This is a genomic window from Allobosea sp. GW821-FHT10B12 (assembly GCF_059415545.1).
The window spans coordinates 240,773-264,422 of sequence record NZ_JBWKNL010000001.1; the positions used below are offsets into that span (position 1 = coordinate 240,773).

21 protein-coding genes are annotated in these 23,650 nt (G+C 66.6%); 8 read left to right on the plus strand and 13 right to left on the minus strand.

Translation table 11 applies throughout. The features are described 5' to 3' along the window. Positions 1 to 8: 8 nt before the first annotated feature. The 6 genes from AC07O0_RS01240 to AC07O0_RS01265 all read right to left on the minus strand — a co-directional run bounded on the left by AC07O0_RS01240 (position 9) and on the right by AC07O0_RS01265 (position 7,141). Entirely contained in the window at positions 9 to 1,400 is a 1,392-nt protein-coding gene (locus AC07O0_RS01240; RefSeq protein WP_494619369.1) for an aldehyde dehydrogenase family protein, read from the minus strand. Positions 1,401 to 1,417: 17 nt separating this feature from the next. Next, positions 1,418 to 2,791: a glutamine synthetase family protein gene (locus tag AC07O0_RS01245; RefSeq protein WP_494619371.1), complete on the minus strand. Its 1,374-nt coding sequence runs from the start codon at positions 2,789 to 2,791 to the stop codon at positions 1,418 to 1,420. A 65-nt stretch (positions 2,792 to 2,856) separates the two neighbouring features. Further along, positions 2,857 to 3,687, minus strand: coding sequence for an ABC transporter permease (locus AC07O0_RS01250; RefSeq protein ID WP_494619372.1), 831 nt, complete (start codon positions 3,685 to 3,687; stop codon positions 2,857 to 2,859). 6 nt (positions 3,688 to 3,693) lie between these two features. Further along, positions 3,694 to 4,902 carry an ABC transporter permease gene (locus AC07O0_RS01255; RefSeq protein ID WP_494619374.1) on the minus strand — a complete coding sequence of 403 codons (1,209 nt, stop codon included), beginning with the start codon at positions 4,900 to 4,902 and terminating at the stop codon, positions 3,694 to 3,696. Positions 4,903 to 4,964: 62 nt separating this feature from the next. Further along, complete coding sequence (locus AC07O0_RS01260) at positions 4,965 to 6,014, minus strand: ABC transporter substrate-binding protein (protein ID WP_494619376.1); 1,050 nt, start codon at positions 6,012 to 6,014, stop codon at positions 4,965 to 4,967. A 41-nt stretch (positions 6,015 to 6,055) separates the two neighbouring features. After that, complete coding sequence (locus AC07O0_RS01265) at positions 6,056 to 7,141, minus strand: ABC transporter ATP-binding protein (protein ID WP_494619378.1); 1,086 nt, start codon at positions 7,139 to 7,141, stop codon at positions 6,056 to 6,058. Between the two features lie 316 nt (positions 7,142 to 7,457). Here AC07O0_RS01265 and AC07O0_RS01270 point away from each other — a divergent pair, with 316 nt between their 5' ends. Then, positions 7,458 to 8,843, plus strand: a complete 1,386-nt coding sequence (locus AC07O0_RS01270; RefSeq protein WP_494619380.1) for an aminotransferase-like domain-containing protein — start codon at positions 7,458 to 7,460, stop codon at positions 8,841 to 8,843. Between the two features lie 5 nt (positions 8,844 to 8,848). Continuing rightward, positions 8,849 to 10,093: an NAD(P)/FAD-dependent oxidoreductase gene (locus AC07O0_RS01275; protein ID WP_494619382.1), complete on the plus strand. Its 1,245-nt coding sequence runs from the start codon at positions 8,849 to 8,851 to the stop codon at positions 10,091 to 10,093. 103 nt (positions 10,094 to 10,196) lie between these two features. On the opposite strand, the gene AC07O0_RS01280 is transcribed toward AC07O0_RS01275, so the two are convergent. From AC07O0_RS01280 to AC07O0_RS01310, 7 genes are all read right to left on the minus strand, one after another. Then, complete coding sequence (locus AC07O0_RS01280) at positions 10,197 to 11,030, minus strand: asparaginase (RefSeq protein WP_494619384.1); 834 nt, start codon at positions 11,028 to 11,030, stop codon at positions 10,197 to 10,199. Position 11,031: 1 nt separating this feature from the next. Beyond that, complete coding sequence (locus AC07O0_RS01285; protein WP_494619386.1) at positions 11,032 to 11,736, minus strand: ABC transporter ATP-binding protein; 705 nt, start codon at positions 11,734 to 11,736, stop codon at positions 11,032 to 11,034. Continuing rightward, complete coding sequence (locus AC07O0_RS01290) at positions 11,729 to 12,499, minus strand: ABC transporter ATP-binding protein (protein ID WP_494619388.1); 771 nt, start codon at positions 12,497 to 12,499, stop codon at positions 11,729 to 11,731. The genes AC07O0_RS01285 and AC07O0_RS01290 overlap by 8 nt, the downstream gene beginning before the upstream one ends. Next, a complete protein-coding gene (locus AC07O0_RS01295) occupies positions 12,496 to 13,686 on the minus strand; it encodes a branched-chain amino acid ABC transporter permease (RefSeq protein WP_494619389.1) in 1,191 nt (396 codons plus the stop codon). Before AC07O0_RS01295 ends, AC07O0_RS01290 begins: the two co-directional genes overlap by 4 nt. Then, positions 13,683 to 14,921: a branched-chain amino acid ABC transporter permease gene (locus AC07O0_RS01300; RefSeq protein ID WP_494619391.1), complete on the minus strand. Its 1,239-nt coding sequence runs from the start codon at positions 14,919 to 14,921 to the stop codon at positions 13,683 to 13,685. The genes AC07O0_RS01295 and AC07O0_RS01300 overlap by 4 nt, the downstream gene beginning before the upstream one ends. Positions 14,922 to 15,037: 116 nt before the next feature. After that, complete coding sequence (locus AC07O0_RS01305; protein WP_494619392.1) at positions 15,038 to 16,279, minus strand: ABC transporter substrate-binding protein; 1,242 nt, start codon at positions 16,277 to 16,279, stop codon at positions 15,038 to 15,040. Next, positions 16,276 to 17,052 carry an aspartate/glutamate racemase family protein gene (locus AC07O0_RS01310; protein ID WP_494619394.1) on the minus strand — a complete coding sequence of 259 codons (777 nt, stop codon included), beginning with the start codon at positions 17,050 to 17,052 and terminating at the stop codon, positions 16,276 to 16,278. The genes AC07O0_RS01305 and AC07O0_RS01310 overlap by 4 nt, the downstream gene beginning before the upstream one ends. Positions 17,053 to 17,114: 62 nt before the next feature. Here AC07O0_RS01310 and AC07O0_RS01315 point away from each other — a divergent pair, with 62 nt between their 5' ends. From AC07O0_RS01315 to AC07O0_RS01340, 6 genes are all read left to right on the plus strand, one after another. After that, positions 17,115 to 17,987, plus strand: a complete 873-nt coding sequence (locus AC07O0_RS01315; protein ID WP_494619396.1) for a helix-turn-helix domain-containing protein — start codon at positions 17,115 to 17,117, stop codon at positions 17,985 to 17,987. Between the two features lie 328 nt (positions 17,988 to 18,315). After that, positions 18,316 to 19,221, plus strand: a complete 906-nt coding sequence (locus AC07O0_RS01320) for a LysR family transcriptional regulator (RefSeq protein ID WP_494619397.1) — start codon at positions 18,316 to 18,318, stop codon at positions 19,219 to 19,221. A gap of 186 nt (positions 19,222 to 19,407) precedes the next feature. Then, the gene (locus tag AC07O0_RS01325) at positions 19,408 to 20,601 is read left to right on the plus strand and encodes a M24 family metallopeptidase (RefSeq protein WP_494619398.1); all 1,194 of its coding nucleotides are present in this window, start codon (positions 19,408 to 19,410) and stop codon (positions 20,599 to 20,601) included. Positions 20,602 to 20,646: 45 nt separating this feature from the next. Beyond that, on the plus strand, positions 20,647 to 21,684 hold the full coding sequence (locus AC07O0_RS01330) for a TRAP transporter substrate-binding protein (protein ID WP_494619399.1): 1,038 nt from the start codon (positions 20,647 to 20,649) through the stop codon (positions 21,682 to 21,684). Between the two features lie 63 nt (positions 21,685 to 21,747). Beyond that, the gene (locus AC07O0_RS01335) at positions 21,748 to 22,368 is read left to right on the plus strand and encodes a TRAP transporter small permease subunit (RefSeq protein ID WP_494619401.1); all 621 of its coding nucleotides are present in this window, start codon (positions 21,748 to 21,750) and stop codon (positions 22,366 to 22,368) included. Continuing rightward, positions 22,365 to 23,648, plus strand: a complete 1,284-nt coding sequence (locus AC07O0_RS01340; RefSeq protein WP_494619402.1) for a TRAP transporter large permease — start codon at positions 22,365 to 22,367, stop codon at positions 23,646 to 23,648. Before AC07O0_RS01335 ends, AC07O0_RS01340 begins: the two co-directional genes overlap by 4 nt. The last annotated feature ends 2 nt before the right edge of the window (positions 23,649 to 23,650 follow it).

Below are 23,650 nucleotides of genomic sequence, written 5' to 3' on the forward strand. Positions count from 1 at the left end.
CGCCTCGTTCAGAAAGCAGTGCGGAAATGGAAGGACCTCGGCCGCGTCAGCATCTCGTAGCCGATGCGGGAGAGCGAGGCGCCGCGCCCGGTGTCCTTGACCCCGGTCCAGGCCAGCGCCGGGTCGAGATAATCGCAGCGGTTCATGAAGACCGTGCCGGTCTCGATTTGCGCGCCAAGGCGCGCGGCGGCGTCCGGATCTTGCGTCCAGAGCGAGGCGGTGAGCCCATAGGGGCTGTCGTTCATCAGCGCGACCGCCTCCTCGTCGTCGGCGACAGCCATGATGCCGACCGTCGGTGCGAAGCTCTCCTCGCGCATCAGGCCCATCTGATGGTTCACGTCGACCACGACCTGCGGCGCCATATAGGGCGTGCCCGAGCGATCGCGCGGGAAGAGGCCGGGGTCGACCAGCGCTTTGGCGCCGGCGCGCGCGGCCTCCGCGACCTGGCCGCGGGCAAACTCGGCGGCTTCCGTCTTGATCATCGGTCCCAGTGTCGTGGCGTCGTCGAGCGGATCGCCCAGCACATAGCTCTTCGTCAGCTCGACGAAACCGTCGACGAACTTCGGATAGAGGTCGCGATGGACATAGATGCGCTCGACGCCGCAGCAGGACTGGCCGGAATTGAAGAAGGCGCCGTCGACCAGGTTCTCGACCGCCTGGGCGAGATCGGCATCGGCCCGAACATAGGCCGGGTCCTTGCCGCCGAGCTCAAGGCCGAGGCCGATGAACGTGCCGCTGGCGGCGGCCTCCATCGCCTTACCGCCGGCGACCGAGCCGGTGAAGTTGACCTGGTCGACCTGCCGGCTCGCGATGATCCGGCCGGTCTGGGCATGGCTGAGCACGAGGTTCTGGAACAGCCCGGCCGGAAGCCCCGCGGCGCCGGCCGCCTTCTGGAAGCGCTCGCCGACCAGCAGGGTCTGGGCCGCATGCTTCAGGATGACGGCATTGCCCGCCATCAGCGCCGGCACGACCGTGTTGACCGCGGTGAGGTAAGGGTAATTCCAGGGCGCGACGACCATGACCAGGCCGAGCGGCTCACGCGCGATCCAGCGCTCGAACTTGTCCTTGGGCTCGGGCCGCAACGGCGCGAGAGCGCTCTCGGCGAGCCCGATCATGTGGCGGGCACGCTCCTCGAAGCCGCGCAATTCGCCGGCGCCATAGCGGATCGGCCGGCCCATCTGCCAGGCGAGCTCGGGAACGATCTCGTCCTTCATCGCCAGCATCGCATCGACGAAGGCGGAGCAGAACGCGGCGCGGCGGGCGATCTCGACCCTGCGCCAGTCGCGCTGGGCATCACGGGCTGCCCGCAGCGCAGCCGAGATCGCAGCTTCGCTCGCGGCCTCCCTCTCGGCATAGACACGCCCATCCACGGGCGACACGCAGCGCAATACGTCGGTCATCGTTGGGCTCATCCGTCTCAGTAGCGTTCGAAGCCGCGCTTCAGTTCCCAGTCGGTGATGCGGCGGTCGTATTCGAGCTGCTCCCAGCGCGCGGTGTGGACGTAATGGTCGACCACGGCATCGCCGAGAGCGGCCCGCAGCATCGCCGAGCCATCGAGCGTCTGCGTCGCCTCGCGCAGCGTGTTCGGAATCTGGCGCAGCTCCGCGCCGCCATAGGCGTCGCCGACGAAGGCCGGCTCCAGTTCGAGCTTCTGCTCGATGCCGGAGAGGCCGGCGGCGATCAGCGCGGCGAAGGCTAGGTAGGGGTTGAGGTCGGAGCCACCGATCCGGCACTCGATCCGGATGGCCTTGCTGCCGGCGCCGCAGAGGCGGAAGCCCGCGGTGCGATTGTCGTCGCTCCAGACGGCGCGTGTCGGCGCGAAGGTGCCGACCTGCTGGAAGCGCTTGTAGGAGTTGATGTAGGGCGCGAGGAAATAGGTGATCTCGCGGGCATGGGCGAGTTGCCCCGCCACGTACTGGCGCATCAATTCCGACATGCCGTGCGCGCCGCTGGGGTCGGCGAAGAGCGACTTCTCCCCCTTCGCGTCCCAGAGCGAGGCGTGGACATGGCTGGAGGAGCCGGCAAGGTCGTAGCGCCATTTCGACATGAAGGTGACGGCCTTGCCCTGGGCGTGGGCGATCTCCTTGATGCCGTTCTTGATCACGACATGGCGGTCGGCCATGGCGAGCGCATCGGCATAGCGGACATTGATCTCGGCCTGGCCCGGGCCCCACTCGCCCTTGGAGTTCTCGACCGGGATGCCGCTCTCGTGCAGCCCGTTGCGGATCGCCCGCATCACCGGCTCTTCCTTGGTGGTCTGGAAGATGTGGTAGTCCTCGATGTAGTAGCCGGCCGTCTTCGGCTCGCGATAGCCCTTGGCGTGGATCGCCTCATAGCTCTCGTCGAACAGGTAGAATTCAAGCTCGGTGGCGAAATAGGCCTTGATGCCCAGCGACTGCAGACGGGCGAGCTGCTTCTTCAGCATGCCACGCGGCGCATGCGGCACATCCTCATGGCTGTGATGGTCGAGGACATCGGCGATGACCAGCGCCGTGCCGGGCAGCCAGGCGATGCGCCGCAGCGTCGCCAGGTCCGGCTTCAGGACGAAGTCGCCATAGCCCTTCGACCAGTTGGCAGCGGCGTAGCCGGGGACCGGCTCCATATCGATGTCGCTGGCCAGCAGATAGTTGCAGGCATGGGTCTCGTCATGGGCGGTCGCGACGAAATGCTCGGCATGGAAGCGCTTGCCGATCAATTGCCCGGCCATGTCGACCATGGCGACGATGACGGTGTCGATCTCCCCGGCCGCCACCGCGGTCTTCAGGGCCTCGAAAGAGAAGGCATCGGGCATGGATATCCCTGAGGGCTGGAGTAACGGGGACGATGGCCGAACGAGCAAGAGAATGCCGTTCTGGCCTATTCCTGCAACTGTCCTGCCATCCGCTTCGAGCGGCGGGCGAGCAGGTTGGCGACCAGGAGCAGCAGGATCGACAGGCCCATCATCATTGTCGCCGCGGCGGTGATGGCCGGGCTGAGCTGCTCGCGCAGGCCCGTAAACATTTCTAGCGGCAAGGTGCGCTGGTCGGCATTGGCCAGGAACTGGGCGACGACGACTTCGTCGAAGGAGGTCACGAAGGCGAAGGCGGCGCCCGAGAGCACGCCCGGCAGGATCAACGGCAGCATCACCCGGCGGAAGCCGGTGAAGGGCCTGGCGCCGAGGATGGCGGTGGCGCGCATCAGGTTGCGGTCGAAGCCGGTGAGGCTCGCGCTCACGGTGACCACGACGAAGGGGCTCGCGAGCACGGTATGGGCGAGGATGATGCCGAGATAGGTGCTGGCGAGGCCGACGCGGGCATAGAACAGGTAGGTGCCGACCGCGGTCACGACCACCGGCACGATCAGCGGCGAGATCAGCAGCGGCACGATCAGCCTGCGCGCCGGAAAGCGCGGATTGGACAGGCCGATCGCCGTCAGCGTGCCGAGCGTGGTGGCGAGGATGGTGACGCCGAAGCCGATCAGCAGGCTGTTGCCGATCGCGGCCCGCCAGCGCGGCGTGCCGAGCACGGTCTCGTACCAGCGTGTCGAATAGCCCGGCAGCGGGAAGGTGAAGAAGGTGCCGCTGGAGAAGGAGAGCGGGATCGGCACCAGGATGGGGACGATGAGATAGACCAGCGTCAGCGCACACCAGAGCCAGAGCAGGCCGACACGGATGCGTTCGCCGAGGGTCGGAAAGGGCGACATCAGCATGGTCGTTCACCCCATCCTGAAGAGATCGAGGCCGAGATAGCGGGTCATCGCCAGGTAGAGCCCGATGGTCGAGACCAGGAGGACGAAGCTCAGCGCCGCCGCCATCTCCCAGTTGAGCTCGACATTGACGTAGTTGGCGATGAAGTTGCTCATCAGCTGGTCGCTGGCGCCGCCGATCAGGACCGGCGTGATGTAGTAGCCGAGGCACAGGATGAAGGTGAGCAGGCAGCCGGCCAGCACGCCCGGCATGACCTGGGGCAGGTAGACCTTCCGGAAGGCGGTCCAGGGACGGGCGCCGAGCGATTGCGCCGCCCTGAGCTGCGAGGGCTGCATCGAGCGCATCACGCTGTAGATCGGCAGCAACGTGAACGGCAGCTGGATATGGGTCATCGCGACGATCAGGCCGGCGCGGCTGTACATCAGCTCAAGCCGCTCGCTGGTGAAGCCGAGCCAGAGCAGGGCATCGTTCAGCAGCCCGAACTTCTGCAGCAGCACGGTCCAGGCGGCGGTACGCACCAGGATCGAGGTCCAGAACGGCAGCAGCACCAGCACCAGCACGGCACCCGCCGCGAGCGGCTTCAGATTGGTTATCAGGTAGGCGAGCGGGAAGGCGAGCACGAGCGTCGCCAATGTGACCACGGCCGCGATCAGGAAGGTGCGGCCGAAGACGCGCAGGAACACCGCCTGCTCCGGCGAGGCCTGTTCGATCGCGCCCTGGTCGGACCAGCGCAGGTCGAAGGCGCTGAGCAGAAAGAAGCTGGTGAAGGGGCTGGTGCCCGCGCGGATCGCCGTCCAGGCGCGCTCCTCGCCAAGGAGTGGCGCCGCGGCGATTAGCTCGTCCTTGCCGATCGACTGGTCCTGCCCGGCGGCCCGTGCCGCCCGCAGGATCTGGCTGCGGACACCCGGCAGCCGGACATTCAGCGCCTTGCCGAATTCGTAAACCGCGCCGGCCGCCTGGGCCTGTGCCAGATCGGCGGCGAAGGCCTGGAAGACCGGCTCGCCCGGCATGGCGCTGCTGTCGACCGCGAGCGCAGTCGTGGTCCGTGGCAGCGCGTTGGCGATAGTCGGCTCATGGAAGGCGCGCGACAGGAGCGCGACGATCGGAATCGCGAAGCTGAACAGCAGCAGGATGAGCAGCGGCGCGGCAAGCGCCAGCGGCTTCAGGCTCTCGCGATGATCCCGCGTCACGGACACCGGCATGGCGATCGATGTCATGGTATGCGCTCCAGCTTCAGGCCCGGGCGCTCATGGCGCCCGGGACGCGGTTGCAGGGCCGGCTATTGGGCGAGCCAGGCGTTGAAGCGCTTAGTCAGGTCCTCGCCATGGTCGCCCCAGAATTCGACATTGGCGACGAGGTGGGTCTTCATGTTCTCCGGCGCGGTCGGCAGCTTCGGCAGAACCTCCTTCGGCACGAAGGGCGTCGCATCCTTCAGCACCGGCCCGTAGGGGATGTACTGGCCGAGCTGCGCGCCGATCTCGGCCTGGGCGGTGTAGGCGAGGTATTTGTAGGCGAGGTCGAGGTTCTTGGCCCCCTTCGGGATCGCCATCATGTCGTATTCGATGATCTGGTGTTCCCAGACGATCTTGAAGGGCCGCTTGTCCTGGTCGATGGCAGCCTGGATGCGTCCGTTCCAGGCGGTCGACATCACCACCTCCTTCGAGGCGAGGAGCTGCGCCGGCTGGGCGCCCGCCTCCCACCAGACGATGTCCTTCTTGATCGTGCCGAGCTTCTTGAAGGCGCGCTCGACCCCGGCCGGCGTCGCCAGCACCTTGTAGATCTCGGCGAGCGGCACGCCATCGGCCATCAGCGCCCATTCGAGATTCTGCGCCGCCGCCTTGCGCATGGCGCGCTTGCCCGGGAATTTCTGGGTGTCGAAGATGTCGAGCACCGAAGTCGGCGCCGTGGTCAGGACCGACGAGTCATAGGCGAGGATGTCGCCATAGACGTCGATGCCGACGCCGCAATCGAGCGCGGTGCCCGGCAGGAAGCGCGAGCGGTCACCGATCTTCGCGTAGTCGAGGCGCATCAGCACACCGGCATCGCAGCCCTGCAGCACGGTCGAGGTCTCGACGGTGACGAGGTCGATCGGGACATTGCCGGTCTCGACCATGGCTTTGATCTTGCCGAGGTCGCCGAGATATTCCTGCTCGTTGAGCTTGATCCCGTTCTTCTTGGCGAAGGGCTCGAACCAGGCCTGCCGCAAGGCGGCCTGCCAGGCGCCGCCGGTGGCCATGACCGTCAGTTCGGCGGCCGCGGCCGGCTGCAATTGGCCAAGCGCCAGCGCGCTGGCGGCGCCGCGAACCCAAGACTTCAAAGCGCGTGTCATTCTTCTCTCCCCTGGTTTTGTGACGGCTTCTTGTGTTGCCTTCAGGCCGCGAAGGCCCGGCTATGGATGGCGGACCAGCCGATCTCGATGGCTTCGCCCTGGGCCGGTGCGCCCTCCGGCCCGACCTTGAGCGTCAGGACCTGCCCGCCGGCGAGCCTGACGAGCAGGCGCTGGTGGTCGCCGAGATAGATGCGCCCGTCGACGATGGCCCGGAAGCGGTTCTCCTGCGGGCCATTATCGGACGACAGGGCGATCCGCTCGGGTCGAACCGCGAGCTGGACCTGTCTGCCAGGCGCGAGCTCGCCGATCGCGAGCGCCATCGCCTGAAGCCCGCCCTCCAGCGCGACCAGGCACTGGTCGCCGACGACGCGTTCCACCACCCCGCCCACCGTGTTGTTCTCGCCGATGAAGCCGGCGACGAAGGCAGTGGCCGGCTCGTTGTAGAGCGCGTCGGGCGGGCCGATCTGGACGACGGAGCCGGTATCGAAGACCGCGACGCGGTCCGACATCGTCAGCGCCTCGCTTTGGTCATGCGTCACATAGACAACGGTGACGCCGAGCATCTCGTGGATCTGCTTGATCTCGATCTGCATGTGCTCGCGCAGCTTCTTGTCGAGCGCGCCGAGCGGCTCGTCCATCAAGACGAGCGCCGGTTCGAAGACGAGCGCACGGGCGAGCGCGACGCGCTGCTGCTGGCCGCCCGAGAGCTGTGTCGGCTTGCGCTCGCCGAACTGCTGCAGCCGGACCATGTCGAGCGCCCGCTTGACCCGTGGGCCGATCTCGCCGCGCGGCACCTTCCGGACCGAGAGCGGAAAGGCGACGTTCTCCTCGACGCTCATATGCGGGAAGAGCGCGTAGTTCTGGAAGACCATGCCGATATTGCGCTCATAGGGCGGCAGGCGCTCAACCGATTTGCCACCCAGCGTGATCTCGCCGCGGCTCGGTCGCTCGAAGCCGGCCAGCATGTTGAGCGTCGTCGTCTTGCCGGAGCCGGACGGGCCGAGAAAGGTCAGGAACTCGCCGCGGCCGACATGCAGGTTCAGGTTACGGACTGCATGGAACGAGGCGTAGAACTTCTCGACAGCGCTGAATCGGACGAAGTGATCGGTCTCCAAAGCCGAATCCACGCGATGCAGCCGAGCTGCGGCCGCCGGGAGATCCGGCTGAATGGTCAGGCGATTCGCTGATGCCGCTGCGCTTTGCGTCATGAAAGCGGCTCCCCTTGTCGTTGTTTTCCCATCCAACTTGTATGGTCATACAAGTTGGATTGAGCGGAACTTATACGTGACATTTTCCGCTCGTCAACGGCCTTCAGTGGTAAAATATGTCAGACAACTAAACGAGGTTGAGGCTAAATTCGACACACAAGGCGGATTGTCCGGCGTTCTGGCCTATGATAGATGGCGTTTTGTAGGATAATCGCGACCGGGACGGCGCTGGGCCATGCTCGACAATCTGGAACTCTCAGCCAGCGACGGGCCGGTCTATCAGCGCCTGGCCGACGCGATCGGCGAGCGCATCGCCCGCGGCGAGTTGGCCGAGGGCGAAAGGCTGCCGCCCCATCGCGAAATCGCCAGGGCACTCGGCGTCAACGTCACCACGGTGACGCGCGCCTTCGCCATGCTGCAAGAGCGTGGGCTGGTCGAGGCGCGCCCGGGCCGCGGCACGCTGATCGCCCAACGTGAGAGCGAGGAGCCGGGCTTCACCTCGGCCCCGAGCGACGAGGCCGGGCTGATCGACCTCTCGGTCAATCGGCCGCCGACGTCAGGCTATATCGAGGCGGCAGCGGCCCTGCTGCCGCGGCTGTCGAAGGATCGCCGCTTCGCTAGCCTGCAGGATTATCATCCGCCGGAAGGTCCGCTCTGGGCGCGCGTCGCCGCCGCGAACTGGCTGGATGGCGTCGCCGGAGGTGGCGATCCAAGCCTGGTGGTATTGACCGACGGCGCGCAGCACGGCCTGGCCTGTGTCCTGCGCGCAGTGGCGCAACGCGGCGACGTCATCCTGGCCGATTCCATCACCTATCAGGGCGTCAGCGCGCTCTGCCGCTCGCTCGGGCTCGATCTGCGCGGCCTGCCGATCGGCCGCGACGGCATGCGCCCGGACGCGTTCGAGGCGGCCTGTGCCAGCCTGCGCCCGCGCGCCGTCTTCCTGATCCCCAGCCTGCACAACCCGACCACGATCACGCTGAGCGAGGAGCGTCGGCGCGAGCTTGCCGCGATCGCGCGGCGGCACAACGTGCTGATCATCGAGGACGACGTCTATCGGCCGCTGCTCGAGCAATCGCCGCCCTCCTTCGCGACTCTCGAGCCTGAACTGACCGTGCATATCGCCTGCCTGTCGAAATGCGTCGCGCCCGGCCTGCGCTACGGTTTCGTCGTTGCGCCACGCGCAGTGCTCGGGCATGTCGCGGCTGCGCTGCGCATCGATTGCTGGAGCATCAGTCCGGCAACCGCGCTGATCGCCACCAATCTCATGGAAGACGGCAGCGCGCAGCGGATCATCGATGCGAACCGGGCGGAACTGCGCAGGCGCCAGGCCGTCCTGCGGGACACGCTCGGCGAGTTCGACGTCCAGACGGCGGAAAATTCGACGCATGCCTGGCTGCATCTGCCCGAGCCCTGGCGCGGCGCCGGCTTCGCGCGCGTCTGTCGCCAGCGTGGCGTCGGCGTCCTGCCGGCCGACGCCTTCGCTGTCGGGCGCGAGATCCTGACCCACGCCGTGCGCATCAATCTCGGCGCGGCGCCGACACTGGTGGCGCTGCAGCAGGCGCTGACGATCATCGCCGACCTGCTGCGCTCCGGCGACATCGAAGTCTCCGGCGCGGTGTGAGCGCGATGCCCGCGACAGTCGCCACGGATGTCGCGGTCATCGGCGCTGGTATCGTCGGGCTCAGCGTGGCGTATCGGCTGGCGCAGGGCGGCCGCGATGTCGTCATCATCGACCCCAATGAGCCCGGCTCCGGCGCCTCCTATGGCAATGCCGGCGCAATCGCGCCTTATGGCTGCGCGCCGGTCGGCAATCCCGATGTGCTGCGCAACCTGCCGGGACTGCTCCTGTCGGCCGACAGCCCGTTCGCGCTGCGCTGGCAGGAGCTCCCCGGCCTTGTCCCCTGGTTGTCGCGCTTCCTGCGGCAATCCTTCGACCGGCCGGCGCGTCGCAACGCCCAGGCGCTCGCCGGCCTTTTGGCGCAGGCGATGCCGGCCTGGCGGACGCTTGCAGACGAGGCCGGGCTTTCCGGCCTGCTCCGGCATGAAGGCTGTCTCTACGTCTTCCGGGAGGCGCCGCGCGGCGGACCGGACTGGGCGACGCGGATGCGCAACGAACTCGGCATCCGCCAGGAATGGCTGACCGGGCCGGAGGTCGCGCAGCTGGAGCCCGGCCTGCCGGCGATGGCGGCCGGCCTGTTCTTCCCGGATGCCGCTCATCTCGTCGATCCCGGCGGAGTGGCCGGATTGCTGGCCGAGCGGATCGCCGCGGCCGGCGCGCTCTTTCATCGGGCCAAGGCGGAGCGCCTCGATCTGCAGCGCGCTGGTGGAATCCGGATCGACTGCGCCGACGGCAGCGCGGTTCAAGCGCGCACGGTGGTCATCGCGGCCGGCGCCCGCTCGTGCGCGCTTGCCCGCCAATGCGGCGACGACATCCCGCTCGACACCGAGCGTGGCTACCACATCGAGTTCGCATCGGAGACGCCGCCGATCACCCGCCCGGTCAGCCCGATCGAGTTCGGCTTCTACATGACGCCCATGGCCGGGCGCCTGCGCATCGCCGGTACGGTCGAGCTCGGCGGCCTCGACGCTCCGTTGAACCCGAAACGGATCGCGCTCCTGCTGCGGGGAGCAAGGCGCCTGTTCCCGGAACTGGGCGAGCCGACATCGCAATGGCTCGGCTTTCGTCCCTCGCTACCGGACTCCCTGCCGGTGATCGGCCGCAGCCGGACAAGCGCCGGAGTCCTCTACGCCTTCGGCCACGGCCATCTCGGCGTAACGCTGGCCCCGATCACCAGTGAACTGATTTTACGCCGATTCGAGGGGCGGCCGGAGGAGGAGTTGATCGCTTGCTTCGGCCCCCAGAGGTTCTAGGTGCGCCAGAAGCGGACTCTGGCGATCTGTCCGAAAGCGGACTTGGCCGCTTCAATATTTCACGCCCAAAAGTACATTGCTGCCGAGGACGCCAGCGTGCCGATCAACGCTCTTCCGACAATGACAGCCATAAGCTGATGAGCGCGGCCTCGGCGGTCTCGCGCTCGCCGTTCTCGACACCGGCGGCCCACAAGGCAGCGCCCGCGGCATAGGCCCCCAGAGCAAGCCCGCCGGTTTCGCAAGCAGACACTGCGCGCAGGCGGCAGCCCTGTCCGATTGCTTCAGCGAGGGCTTGCGCGAGAGACGGAGCCGGCGGGATTGTGCCGGCGCCGAAGACACGCAGCACCGCCCCATCCAGCGTCGCGAGCGCTCCTGAGATCATCGGGCCGGTCATGCCTGGCGAGAGCGTCAGGATGCCGAGCGCGCGGTCGGCAAAGCGGCGGCTCCGGAAACGGCCGGGAGTAGAGGCCTCGGCCGCCGCCCGGAAAGCATCGGCAGCGTGGCTGTCATGCTTCACCAGGGCTCCAGCCGGCAGGAGCCGGCCGGCGAAAGCGAGCCAGACGCCGGCCTCGGGTGTAGCGGCGAGCGCGCGCTCGAGATTGACTTCGGCATCCCCGCCTGCGCCCAGGGGCTGCATCGCGCCGGTCAGGATGACCGGGTGCGGCCAGCCGTCCAGGGCCTGGGACAGCGCCGCCCCGGTATAGGCCATCGTATCGGTACCATGCGTGATCACCACCGGCCCAGCCTCGGCCTCGATCAGGTCGAGCAGGCGGTTCCAATCCGTGTGGGTGATCGCCGCGCTGTCGAGGAGCGGGTCGAAGGCATGGATTCGCGCCCGGCCGCCGATGGCGGCCTCGACCACGCCCGCACCGGGCGCAAGACCGTCGTCCGAGGGCACCATCCCGATGGTGCCGCCGGTATGGATCAGCAGCCGCATCTCAGCCGACCCAGAATGCCTTGGCCAAGTCGCTGAATTCGGATGGTGGGCCTTCGAACTTGTTGCGGCCGAGTTCGAGGACATAGACATAGTCGGCGATCCGCAAGGCATGACGGATTTCCTGATCGACCAGCAGGATACCGAGATTGTCGCGGTCGCGCAGGTCGCAGAGCATCTGATAGACCTCCTCGGCATACATCTTCGACAGGCCGGCCGTCGGCTCGTCGACCAGTAGCACCTTGGGCTCGCCCATCAAGGTGCGCCCGATCTCGATCATCCGCTGCTGGCCCCCCGACAATTGCCCGGCCGGCTGGCGGCGCTTCTCCTTCAGCACAGGGAAGCGGGCGTAGTTCTCGTCCATCTTGCGGGCGATGCGCGTCTTGTCGCGCCGGAAGGTCCAGGCGCCCAGCATCAGGTTTTCTTCGACGCTCATGTCCCGGAAGATGCCGGGATGCTGCGGGATATAGGCGAGGCCGAGATTGATACGCTCGTGCGTGGGCACGTCGAGCAGCGCAGCGCCGTTCAGGTGGATCGTGCCACCATTGGGCCGCAGGAAGCCGTAGATCGCCTTCAGCGAGGTGGATTTCCCGACGCCGTTGGCGCCGAGAATGGTGACGATCTGCCGGGCCTTAACATCGATATGAAGCTTCGAAAGGATGTTGAGGTCCTTGTAGTAGCCGACGTCCATGTCGCGGACTTCAAGCATCGGACGCCTCCTGCAGCTTCACCAGGCCTGTGCCGGACATGTCCTCCTCATGCCCGAGATAGGCCCTGATCACCTCGGGGTCGTTCTTGACGATGCCGGGCGGGCCATCGGCGATGAGGTCGCCGAAGTTGAGAACCAGCAGGCGGCGGCACAGCGTGAAGATCGATTCCATCTGGTGGGAGATCAGGATGATCGCCTTGCCCTGGCCGTTCACTCGCTCGATCCATTTGTAGATCGTCGCCATCAGGCTCGGATGCACACCGGCGAAGGGCTCGTCGAGGATATAGACGTCCGGATCAAGCATGAGCAGGCGCCCCAACTCCAGCAGCTTCTGCTGTCCGCCCGACAGGGCCCGGCCGTATTCGTTGCGCAAATGGTCGATCGTCAGGAAGGCGAGGATCTCATGCGCCTTCTCCTGCATGGCCCGACGGTCGGCCCGGCCGTTCATCGCGAGCGCCGGCACATAGAGGTTTTCCAGCACGGTCATCCGCCGGAAGGCCCGCGTCACCTGGAAGGTCCGGCCGAGGCCCGCACGCGCCACCTCATAGGGGTGGAGTGTATCGATCCGCTGGCCGTTGAGGCGGATGACGCCGCCGTCGGGCTTGATCGCGCCGTCGAGCACATTGGTCAGGGTCGTCTTTCCGGCCCCGTTCGGCCCGATCAACCCGACGAGCTCCGGCCCCTCAATGCGGAAATTGACGCCTTTCAGGACCTGGTGGCTACCGAACTTCTTGCGGATGTCCTTGACCTCGAGCGCGATCATTTCACCGCCTCCGCCGCCTGCCGCTTGGCCACCGTCTCGGCGCCGACGCCGCGGCGCTCGATCCACATCAGGGCTCCCTGGATCACGCCATTGCGCAGGAAGCGCAGCGTCAGCATCAGGAGCAGGCCGAAGAACACCAGCCGCCAGGTCGCCATGTCGACGGCCACACCGAACATCGTGAAATTGGTCCGCAGCAGCTCTAGCGCGAAGGAGATCAGGATGGCGCCGATCGCGGCCGCCACGACATTTTCGAGCCCGCCGATCACGGCCATGGCGATGACGAGCGACATCTGCAGGAGCACGATGGTGTTGGGCGTGATCAGGCCGATATAGTGTCCCTGGACCGCGCCCGCCGTTGCCGCGATCGCCGCCGTCAGGACGAAGACAGCTCGCTTGTAGCGCACCGTGTCGACGCCGAGCGCTTCGGCCGCCTCCTCGTCCTCCCGCAGGCTGCGCAGGAAAAGCCCGATGCGCGAGCGCGCGACAAAGAGCAGCAGCGCCAGCGTGGCGAGGAACAAGAACAGCATCACATAATAGGCCGGGAGCTTGTCGGCCGGGCCATAGGTCGTCCCGAAGATCGTGACGCCGTTGGGAAAGAGCGGCGACATCGGCAAGCCCGCCTGCCCGCGTGTCAGCCAGATCTCCGCGCTAAGCACGGCGCGCAGGATTTCCGAGAAGCCGACCGTGAAGAGGGCGAGATAGGCGGCCCTGAGTCGCAGCACGAGGCTGCCGATCAGCCAGCCGAAGACCGCGCCAAGGGCGGCTCCGAAAACCACCTGCAGCAATAGCGGGAAACGGCTGACGCTGGCGCCGGCCGGCCACGTCGCCTTCGCAGCCTCTAGGCAGGCGGTGGCACTTCCCGTGCCGGCAGGCGGCAAGAACACGAGATTGGAGCCGAGCAGGCCGAGCTCGGCGCAGGTGCCGGTGGGATGGCTGGTCAGCACGACGTAGTTGTCGAGGATGCCGGCGCCATAGGCGCCGAGCGCCATGAAGGCGAGATGGGCGAAGCTGAACTGTCCGCCATAGCCGGCGAGCAGGGCCCAGCTCGATGCCAGGATCGCGTAGAAGAACGCCGTGATCCACAAATGCATCACGAAGTCGTAGTTGCCGGCGTTGTAGAACACTGGAAAGAGCAGCAGCCCCACCATGCCTGCCAGCGCGGCGATCCTCGGCGATTGCGTGATCATGCCTTCCTCCCGAACAGGCCTTGGGGTTTCAGGAGCAGCACCAGCGTCAGGACGATCATGCCGTAGGCCGGCAGATAGGCCGCCGCCCGGGTCGGATCGGGCATGCAGCCTGCCCCGGCGGTCTCGATCAGGCCCAGCAGGATGCCGCCGATGAAGGCGCCCGGCAGGGAGCCCATGCCGCCCAGCACGATGATGACGAAGGCCCGCAGCGCGGGAATGGCTCCGGTCTGGGGCAGCCAACTGAAGGCCTGCACCAGCACGGCCCCGGCGAGGCCAGCCAGCATGCAGCCGAGACCGAAGGCCAGCATGTTCATGCGGCCGGGATTGATACCGGCCACGGCTGCCGCCTGGCGATCCTGGGCCGTCGCCCGCAGCGCCTTGCCGGTCCAGGTCCGGTACAGGAACCAGATCAGCGCCAGCAGCATCGCCACCGACAGGATCGCGGCGGTCAGGCGCGGCGTCGAGACCGAGATCGTGTCGAACAGGGTCAGGTTCGAGCGCGTCGTTCTGAGGATCGCCCCGCTCTCCGGAAAGGCGCTGCGCGGCAGCTCGAAGAAGGGCGCAGCCTTGACCGGGTTGGCGCCGGACAGGCCTTGCACGAGATATTGCAGGAAGAAGGCGAGGCCGAAGGTCACCAGGATCGCATATTCGTTCGGCCGCTCGACCCGGCCGTCATAGATCGGCGTCAGGAACAGCCGCTCGAACGCGGCGCCGATGGCGAAGGTCGCGGCGCAGGCGACGAGGACTGCCGCCAGGGGGCCGGCTCCGGGGAGCCAGACCGCCGTCATGTAATACACGACCATGCCGCCGATCATGTAGAACTCGCCATGAGCGAAGCTGACCACGCCGATGATCGAGAAGATCAAGGCGAGGCCGAGCGCCATCAGTCCGTAGATCGTGCCCATGATCAGGCCGTTGGCGATCTGGGAGGCGACGAAGGAGCCCGAGGTAACGCAGACATTGTCGGGGTCCGACAGGGCGAAAGCCGCCAGGAACGCCAGCGCCACGCCCGCCCAGGGCAGAGTGCGCCAGATCGGCGTCAGCGGAGGCGTGTAGCGATAGAGCGGGACGAGGCCGAACGGCCCGGTCGCCGCGCCGACCGCCACCCCGACGCTGCGTGCGGCGGTGACGTCGAGATCGCGGGCAAAATAGGCGCGTCGGATCAGAACACCGCCGATCGCACCCCAAAGGACCATCCAGGAGATGGCGAGCGAAAAGAAAACCGGATGGTCCATGGGCTGCCCTTCAAGCATTCCCAAGCGGTGCGAGCACCGCTTTCCTTGAAGAAAATGCGATGAAACAAGAGCTTGCAGCGGTTCCGCGGGTCAGAGAGCCGCGGAACCGCTCCAGCTCATCGCTTCCCCGGCCAGATCGCCTCGCCCGTCTTGAACTGGGACGGGAAGACCACGGGGGCATCGGCCGCGAGCTGGCCCGCGGACTGGTACTGCACCATCGTCACGGCCGGGTTCGGGAACTGATGCCAGAACTTCGGCTCGACCTTCGCAGTCGCCGGCGGATTGGTGCTGTTGTAAGGGAAGGTGATCTCGCCCAGCACGCCGGGATATTTGATCTTTTCGAGCGCCTGGACGATGGCGTCGCCCTTGGTCGAGCCGGCGGCCTTGATCGCCTCGGCGAGGATCATGATCGAGTCATAGGCCTCCATGGCGTAGCTTTCGGCCGCGGTCTTGCCGGTCTTGGCGGTGTAGGCGGCGACGAAGGCCTTGGTCTTGTCGTTGTAGAGCGCCCGCGGCAGGCCGACCGCGTTGACGAAGCAGAGCTTGCCGTCGGGCACGTTCTTCCAGAAGGCGCCCGATTCCAGCGCCGCCTGGTCGCAGGTCGTCGGCAGGTTGCCAGGTCCAATCCCCGCTTCGGCCGATTGCTGCGTGAAGTTGTAGGAGCCCTCGCCGGTCAGGAGCTGGATGATCATGTCGGGCTTTTCGGCTTTGACGCGCTGGATAATGCCCGAGAAATCCTGCGTGCCGATATCGACGGTGAAGGTCACATTGGCGACGTTCAGCTTGTCGAGCCCGGCCTTGGTCTGCTTGGAGGCGGGCAGGCCGTAATCGGTGTTCTCGGCGAGGAGGACCACCTTCTTGACGCCGGGAATCGTCGCGGCGAAGTCGACGAAGATCCGCGCCACTTCCGAGGAGAGCGGGGCGATGCGGAAGATGTGCTTCAGGCCCTTGGCGGTGATGTCGTCATTCCAGGTTTCGGCGTAAACGACGGGAATGCCTGCAGCGTCCGCCACCTGCATGTTGGCGACGCCAACCGAGGAATGGTAGCCGCCACCGACCGCCACGACGCGATCCTGGGTGATCAGCCGTTCCATCACCGCCCGGCCGCGCTCTGGAAGGCCTTCGTCGTCGACGATGACGACCTGGACGGGGCAGCCGAGCACGCCGCCGGCCTTGTTGATGTCGGCCTCGGCGATCCGGATGGCGTCCCGCATGGCCTCGCCGCCGGTCACGGAGCCGGGGGCGGAGAGTGGTGCGGTCGCACCAAGTTTGACCGGACAATTCGCCTGAGCCTGCGCCTGGGCCGATCCGGCCCATAGAGCAACCATCGAGGCAGCCAGGAACAGTGATGCCTTCATGTAGTCCTCCCGTTTTGGATTGGTGATGGCTTGGGCGTCGGAGCGTGGCCGGGTTCTCGTCCGAGCGACCGGGCAACGAGCGCGTCGGCGACGAGATCGGTGACGTCGACGAGCGATTTCGAGGTTTCGACATCCGCGATCAGCGGCAGCTCCGTGCAGGCCAGGAGCAGCGTGTCGGCATTCATCGCTTCGGCGATGCGGGCGAAGCGAGGGCGCAACGAGGCGTCCTGGCTGCCGAGCCGCTTCACATCGAAGATGAGCTGCTGCAGCGCGGCGGGATCGGCCGGTGTTTCGACCTCGACCGCCTCGCGCAGGCCGCGATAAGCCGACCATTCGCCCATCTCCGTGACGGGCGCGGCGCCCAAGAGGCCGAGCCGGCGGATGCCGGTTCGCGCGATCCATTCGGTCAGGACCGATTGGAAGGAGACGAATTCCGCGGGAAGATTGAGAGTCGCGATGCGGTGGTCGTACCAGTTCAGCGTGTTGCAGGCGATCGCCCAGGCATCGGCCTGCACGGCCATGCGGGCTGCCGTCTGGCGCAGGCTCTCCCAGACGACCTCGACATTCCCCGCGAGATCCATGGAGAGTCCAAGCGTCGGCTCCGACAGCACCACGACCCGCGGCGCGTCGAGATCGCCACGAAAATCGGCTCCAAAGGCGGCAGCGTTGCGCGCCAGCACCTTGCCCCAGAGATCGATGCCGGCTTCCGGGCCGGACCCTGCGACAATACCGATCGTGGCGCGCGACATGGTCGCGCGCGGCAAGGCGTTCATGGTGGCGGTTCCCCTGGAGCCGGTCTTCGCCGGATCTGCCAGCAGGATGCCGCGCCGCTGCCTTGCTTGACAATTTCGTAAACCGTCTCACTCTGATGCGTTTTAATGTGAAAACAGCATCAAATAGTATCATGTCGGATCTATCCGCCAATCTGCGGCTGCTCTGCGGATATCGCCCCTCGATTTCGGTGGTGGCGCGCGAGCTCGGGGTGAACCGCAGCCAGCTGAACCGCTATCTGTCCGGCGCCTCGACGCCGAGGCCGCCGCTGATGCGCAAGATCTGCGATTATTTCGGCATCGAGGATCACGAGATCCGGCTGCCGCATAATGATTTCGCCGCCATCGTCAAATTGAAGGGGCTCGGCTCCGACCGGTTGTCACGTACGCTGCGAGCGCATTTCGATCGCATCACCGCACGCAACGATCCGCGCATCTTTCAATTGGCGGGAACTTTCTTCGAGTATTACTGGTCGATGTCGACGCCCGGAAAGGTCATCCGCGCGCTGATCGGGTTCGCGCTGGATGGCGAGCACCTGTTCTATCGCCGGCTGGAGCGCATGGGCGACCCGACCCGGTCCGTTCAGCGCCATTTCCGCTATCAGGGCGTCGCGCTGATGACCGGCGACCGCGTCTTCATGAACGACTACGAGACGGGAGCGGGGATCGAGGTCACCCAGACGATCCTGTTTCCCGACTACAGCTTTCGCTGGATGGCGCTGCATGGCGTCAAGAGCGGCGTCTCGGCCAACCGGGACCATGTTCCCTGCGCCGTCCGCGTTTTCCTGGAGAGGACGCCGCCGCGGTCGAACTTGATCGCGAACCTGCGTCGCGTCGGGCTCTACTCGCCGGGCGATCCGGATCTGCCGGACTACATCCTGCCATTCATCGATAATACGGCGTCGGGCCCGTATGTGTTTGCGGCACACGGGATTTGAGGCTGAACGAATTTGTGCGAACTGGCAAAGGGTTTGGAGGCGCTATCATAGACCCAACGAGATGCGCCAGGAGCGGACATTAGGTCGATGCCTGAAAGCGGACGTTCTCAAGACCCGACGGAAAGCCCGAGAGGGCGATTGAGCTCTTAGTGTTTCATCGCGCGAGCAGCGGTTACGCGAGCGGGTCAACTCCGCAGACTCGCCATGTGCCGTCTAAGGGGAAGAGGTCTCGACGGGCTTCTCGCCGGCCCGCGGGTGGTGGCGGCCCGCTCCGCGCCGTAGCCGGCTTTCGGTTGGTGCCCGCCCAGATTCCCGGCATCATCGCGCCATGATCGACCTGCGCAACATCGAGACCTTCTTCTGGGCGGCCGCGCTCGGCAGTCTGCGGGCAGCCTCGGAGAAGCTCGGCACGACCCAGCCCGCGATCTCGCAGCGGATCGCCTCGCTTGAGACGGCCCTCGGCGTGCGCCTGTTCGAACGCGACGCGCGCGGCGTGAAATTGACGGCCAAGGGCCATGAATTGCTCGCCCATGCCGAGCGGATGATGCAGGCGCGCCGCGACATGATCCAGGCCGCCCGCGATCAGACCACGATGAGCGGCACGCTGCGCATCGGCGTCGCCGAGACCATCGTCCAGACCTGGTTGCCCAAGCTGATCGAGGAGGTCCATGTCGCCTATCCGGCGCTCGTCCTCGAGATCGAGGTGGACAGTACCCATGTGCTGCAATCGCATCTGATGGCGCGCCAGATCGATCTCGCTTTCCTGCTCGGTCCGGTGCTCGAGGCGCGGGTGGAGAACCTGCCGCTCTGCACCTATCCGCTAGCCTGGGTCGTCAAGCCCGGCACCGGCCTTGGTCCCGGCCCGGTCGCGCTCGCCCGCATCGCCGGGCTCCCGATCATCACCTATCCCTCCAACAGCTCGCCCTACCGACAGGTCCGCGACATGCTGATGCGCGCCGGCATCTCCACCCCGCGCATGTATGGCAGCGCCTCGCTCTCGATGGTGGTGCGCATGGTGCTCGACGGCATCGGCGCGGCCGTGATCACGCCGGTCTTCCTCGGCCGCGAGCTGGAGCGCGGCGAATTGCAGATCGTCGAGGTCGAGGCCGACCCCTTGCCCGACCTCAGCTTCACCGCGAGCTGGATCGACGGACCCGACAGTCATCCCTCCCGCGTCATCGCGCGCATGGCGCAAGCGGTCGCACGGGAGTCTCCTGCCGGCCAGAAGGGGTGATAAATCCGGCTTATACCTCGGTTCCAAACATACGATTGGACAGCAACGCCCCCGATGCCCTGCAATGCCGATGCATAGACGGCTCTAAAGTCGCGGCAAAGGGGTCACCCGTTGAACCTTGCAGACATCATCGTTTCGGCGCGCCTGGTCATTGGTGCCGCTGTCGGCATCTCGGCCTGAGCCGCAATGACGGGCGGGGCAACGGGCGACATCGCTGAAGTGTTCGCGAAGCGGCGGCAAGCTCTGCTGTGTCTGGCGCGTGATCATGGTGCCGACAGCGTTGCGGTCTTTGGCTTCGGCAGCGCCCTCGGCGCCGGCAGCGCCTCGCACGGCGCCCTCCGTTTCTTCAGCGGCTGGGACGGGCATGAGAGCCTGTCGCTGCTGCTCGTCACCCGAGATGACGCGCATCTTTTGGTCGGCAGCCCGTTCATGCTGCGGCTGGCGCGCGAATTGCGGCCGGATCTCGCTGTCGAGCATGTTCCGCCGCTCGCCTGGGGCATGACGCTTGCGGGATGGGCGAACGGGGCCCCCGTCGCGACGGTCGGCTTCGGCGAATTGCCCCGGCAGGTCGACGCTGCACTGACGGCGGACGACTTTGCCGCCGGCCCTTCGCTCGATGACGCCGCGGCGCGTCTGCGGCTGGTCAAGGATGCAGCCGCCCTTGGCCTGCATCGCGACGCGGCTTCTCTCTGCGACCTGCTGTTCAGCCGGCTCGGCGCGGAACTGGCACGGCGGCGTCCGGCCTGGGAGATCCAGCTCGACCTCGAGACCGAGGCGCGCCGGCAAGGCGCCGACTACAGCCGGACCTGGCTGACCATCGCGCCTGCGGCGGACTATCCGCGCTACTGGCCCGCGGAGGCCCGGCGCGTTCCCGAAGCTGGCGACCAGGTCCTCCTCGGTGTCGCCCTGACGGTCGATGGCCATTGGGGCCATGGCATCCGCATGGGCGGCATCGGGCCGCAAAAATCGGAGCACCGCACGCTCGCCGATCATGTCGAGGCGATGCTGGAGGCGGGACTGGCGGCGCTGCGCCCGGGCTTACCGCTGGCGGGTGCCGAAGCGGCCATGGAGGCGGTGCTTGCCGAGCGCATGAGCGCTCAGGACCGTCAGAACCTCCGGCGCTTCCGCAATGGGCACGGCCTCGGCTTCTCCTATGAGGAGCCGCTGACGACCGCGGTCTTCCGCCAGCATTTCGATCAAGGCGCGCCGCCCGCCGCGGCCTCCGATCTCGCGCTGGCGCCCGGCATGCTCTTCGAGCTGCACCCCAATTTGTTCGTGCCCGGTCTCGGCGGTGCGGCGCTCGGCGAGATGGTTCTCGTCACGCCGGACGGCCCGGAATGCCTGCTCCGCTACCCCCGCGCCTGCCAGTCCTGGGACTAGGGCGCGGGAAAATCTCACCACCAACAAGCAACGAGGGGAATATCGATGAAAGCTCTCATTCTCGCCGCCAGCCTGCTTGCGGCCTCTGCCGCGACCGCCCAGGACCTGCCCAAGGCCAATCTCAAGGTCGTCGGTGGCCTCAGCAATCTCACCGCCTATCAGGACTATGAGCAGCCGTTCTGGACCAAGACCATCCCCGAGAAGTCGAAGGGGCAGGTCACCGCCGAGATCAAGGGCTTCAACGAGATGGGGCTGAAGGGTCCCGAGCTGCTGCGTTTGATGTCGCAGGGCGTGATCGAGTTCGGCACCGCCACCCTGTCCTATTTCGCCAGCGACAACCCGATCAACGAGGCGATCGACCTGGCCGGCCTCGCCCCCGACGCCAAGACTGCCCGCGCGATCACCGAGGCGTTCGAGCCGGTCTACACCAAGTTCTACGGCGAAGGCTCGAAGGTCCGCCTGCTCGGCATCTCGCCCTATCCGGCGCAGGTGCTGTTCTGCAACGCCGAGATGAAGGGCCTCGCCGATCTCAAGGGCAAGAAGGTCCGCACCTCCAGCCGCACCCAGGCCGAGTTCGTCGAGGCCTTCGGCGGCTCGAGCGTGACCATGGCCTTCGGCGAGGTCGTGCCGGCCCTGCAGAACAAGGTCGTCGACTGCGCCATCACCGGCTCGCTCTCGGGCTATTCGGCCAAGTGGTATGAGGTCTCGACCCATCTGATGGCGTTGCCGATCAACTGGAACCAGCAGATCCACGCGGTCAACGAAGCCGCGTGGAACAAGATCGACCCCAAGGTCCGCGAGTTCCTGGCGACCAACATCAAGGGCCTGGTCGGCCAGATCTGGGACGCCGCCGCGCAGCAGACCCAGCAGGGCTATGACTGCAACACCGGCGCCGCTGCCTGCACGCTGCCGGTGAAGGGCAAGATGCAGCTCGTCGTCCCGACCGACGCCGACAAGGCGCTGCTCAAGACCGTGCTCCAGGAGAAGGTGCTGCCGAAATGGGCCGCCCGCTGCTCGGCCGATTGCGTCGCCGGCTTCAATGCCACGGTCGGCAAGGAACTCGGCCTGACCGCCAAGAAGTAAGCGCCCCGCAGGAGGCCGGCTCGGACCGGCCTCCTCCTTAATCTCCTGGGAGCCGAGGATTTCATGACCAATCCGCCCCCGCCTAATGCTCTGGCGGCGCTGCTGCGCCATGCCGAGAGCCTGTCCCGCGCCGCCGTCTGGTGCGCCGGGGCGCTGACGATCGCGAGCGTGCTGCTGATCTCCTTCGACGTGCTCGCCCGCAAGTTCCTCGGTTTCACCACCGGCGGCGCGGACGAATTGTCGAGCTACGCCTTCGCCATCAGCACGAGCTGGTCGCTCGCCTTCGCGACGCTGCAGCGCGCCAATGTCCGCGTCGACGTGCTCTACCAGTACATGCCGGTGCGGCTCGCCGCGGTCCTCGACTGGGTCTCGCTGGTGGCGCTCGGCGTCTTCATGGCGATGCTGACCTATTACGCCTATGACGTGGTCGGCGCCTCGCTCGCCCAGAGCTCGCGGGCCAACACGCCGCTGGCGACGCCGCTCGCGGTCCCGCAGGGGCTGTGGTTCGCCGGCCTGCTCTTCATGTGCGTCATCCTCGCTTTGATGCTGCTGCGCGCCTCGATCGCGCTGGTGACCGGCGATATCGCCACCGTGAAGGCGATCGCCGGGGTGCGCTCGACCCAGGAAGAGGCCGAAGAAGAAGCCGCCGCCGGCGAGCGCATGGTCAGGGGAGACGCGGCATGATCGCCACCACCCTCATCCTCCTGCTCGTCCTGATCGGCCTGTCGATCCCGGTCGGCGCCGCGCTCGGCGTCCTCGGCCTGATCCTCGACCCGCTCTACTCGATGCTGCCGCTGACGCGGGGCATCGGCGAGCTGGCCTGGAGCACCAACAACGAGTTCCTGCTCGTCGCCATCCCGCTCTTCATCCTGCTCGGCGAGATTCTGCTGCGCTCCGGTTTCGCCGAACGCATGTACGGCGCGATGAGCCTGTGGCTGTCCTGGCTGCCGGGCGGGCTGATGCACGCCAATATCGGCGCCTCGGCTTTGTTCGCGGCGACCTCGGGCTCGAGCGTCGCGACCGCCGCGACGGTCGGCACGGTCGCGCTGCCGCAGATCAAGCGCTACGGCTATAACGAGCCGCTCTTCCTCGGCAGCCTTGCCGCCGGCGGCACGCTCGGCATCCTGATCCCGCCTTCGATCAACCTCGTGCTCTACGGGGTGCTGACCAACTCCTCGGTGCCGAAACTCTATCTCGCCGGCATCATCCCGGGCCTGCTGCTGGCCGGTCTGTTCATGCTGACCGTCATCATCGGCTGCATCATGAAGCCGGAATGGGGCGGGCGCCGCATCACCGCGAGCTGGCGCGAGCGCTTCGCCAGCCTGGTGCATCTGGCGCCGCCGCTCGGCATCTTCTTCCTCGTGGTCGGGTCAATCTATGCCGGCCTCGCCACGCCGACGGAGGCTGCGGCGCTCGGCGTCACCGGCGCGATGGTCCTCGCGGCCTGGTCGCGCCGCCTGACGCTGTCGATGCTGCGCGAGGCGGTCGAGGGCACGATGAAGGCGACCGCGATGATCATGCTGATCATCGTTGCCGCCGCCTTCCTCAATTTCGTGATGGCGGCGACCGGGATCACCGACGCGATCACCGGCTCGATCAAGGGCCTCGGCCTGTCCCCCGTGCAGATGCTCGTAGCGATCGTGGTGTTCTACCTGATCCTCGGCTGCTTCATGGAAACGCTCTCGATGATGATCACCACGATTCCGATCGTGGCGCCGATCATGATCGGGCTCGGCTATGATCCGATCTGGCTCGGCATCCTGATCATCGTGCTCGTCGAGGCCGCGCTGATCACGCCGCCGGTGGGCCTCAACCTCTTCGTGGTCCAGAGCCTGCGCAAGAGCGGTTCGATGAACGCGGTGATCGTCGGCAGCATGCCTTATGTCGGGGCGATGGCGGTGCTGATGCTGCTGCTCGCGCTCTTCCCGGACCTCGCGCTCTTCCTGCCCCGCGTCTTCGAATAGGC

Coding starts and splice junctions, on each gene's coding strand:
- AC07O0_RS01240 (WP_494619369.1), bottom strand. CDS start 1,400: ATGACCGACGTATTGCGCTGCGTGTCGCCCGTGGATGGGCGTGTCTAT.
- AC07O0_RS01245 (WP_494619371.1), bottom strand. CDS start 2,791: ATGCCCGATGCCTTCTCTTTCGAGGCCCTGAAGACCGCGGTGGCGGCC.
- AC07O0_RS01250 (WP_494619372.1), bottom strand. CDS start 3,687: ATGCTGATGTCGCCCTTTCCGACCCTCGGCGAACGCATCCGTGTCGGC.
- AC07O0_RS01255 (WP_494619374.1), bottom strand. CDS start 4,902: ATGACATCGATCGCCATGCCGGTGTCCGTGACGCGGGATCATCGCGAG.
- AC07O0_RS01260 (WP_494619376.1), bottom strand. CDS start 6,014: ATGACACGCGCTTTGAAGTCTTGGGTTCGCGGCGCCGCCAGCGCGCTG.
- AC07O0_RS01270 (WP_494619380.1), top strand. CDS start 7,458: ATGCTCGACAATCTGGAACTCTCAGCCAGCGACGGGCCGGTCTATCAG.
- AC07O0_RS01275 (WP_494619382.1), top strand. CDS start 8,849: ATGCCCGCGACAGTCGCCACGGATGTCGCGGTCATCGGCGCTGGTATC.
- AC07O0_RS01280 (WP_494619384.1), bottom strand. CDS start 11,030: ATGCGGCTGCTGATCCATACCGGCGGCACCATCGGGATGGTGCCCTCG.
- AC07O0_RS01285 (WP_494619386.1), bottom strand. CDS start 11,736: ATGCTTGAAGTCCGCGACATGGACGTCGGCTACTACAAGGACCTCAAC.
- AC07O0_RS01290 (WP_494619388.1), bottom strand. CDS start 12,499: ATGATCGCGCTCGAGGTCAAGGACATCCGCAAGAAGTTCGGTAGCCAC.
- AC07O0_RS01295 (WP_494619389.1), bottom strand. CDS start 13,686: ATGATCACGCAATCGCCGAGGATCGCCGCGCTGGCAGGCATGGTGGGG.
- AC07O0_RS01300 (WP_494619391.1), bottom strand. CDS start 14,921: ATGGACCATCCGGTTTTCTTTTCGCTCGCCATCTCCTGGATGGTCCTT.
- AC07O0_RS01305 (WP_494619392.1), bottom strand. CDS start 16,279: ATGAAGGCATCACTGTTCCTGGCTGCCTCGATGGTTGCTCTATGGGCC.
- AC07O0_RS01310 (WP_494619394.1), bottom strand. CDS start 17,052: ATGAACGCCTTGCCGCGCGCGACCATGTCGCGCGCCACGATCGGTATT.
- AC07O0_RS01320 (WP_494619397.1), top strand. CDS start 18,316: ATGATCGACCTGCGCAACATCGAGACCTTCTTCTGGGCGGCCGCGCTC.
- AC07O0_RS01325 (WP_494619398.1), top strand. CDS start 19,408: ATGACGGGCGGGGCAACGGGCGACATCGCTGAAGTGTTCGCGAAGCGG.
- AC07O0_RS01330 (WP_494619399.1), top strand. CDS start 20,647: ATGAAAGCTCTCATTCTCGCCGCCAGCCTGCTTGCGGCCTCTGCCGCG.
- AC07O0_RS01335 (WP_494619401.1), top strand. CDS start 21,748: ATGACCAATCCGCCCCCGCCTAATGCTCTGGCGGCGCTGCTGCGCCAT.
- AC07O0_RS01340 (WP_494619402.1), top strand. CDS start 22,365: ATGATCGCCACCACCCTCATCCTCCTGCTCGTCCTGATCGGCCTGTCG.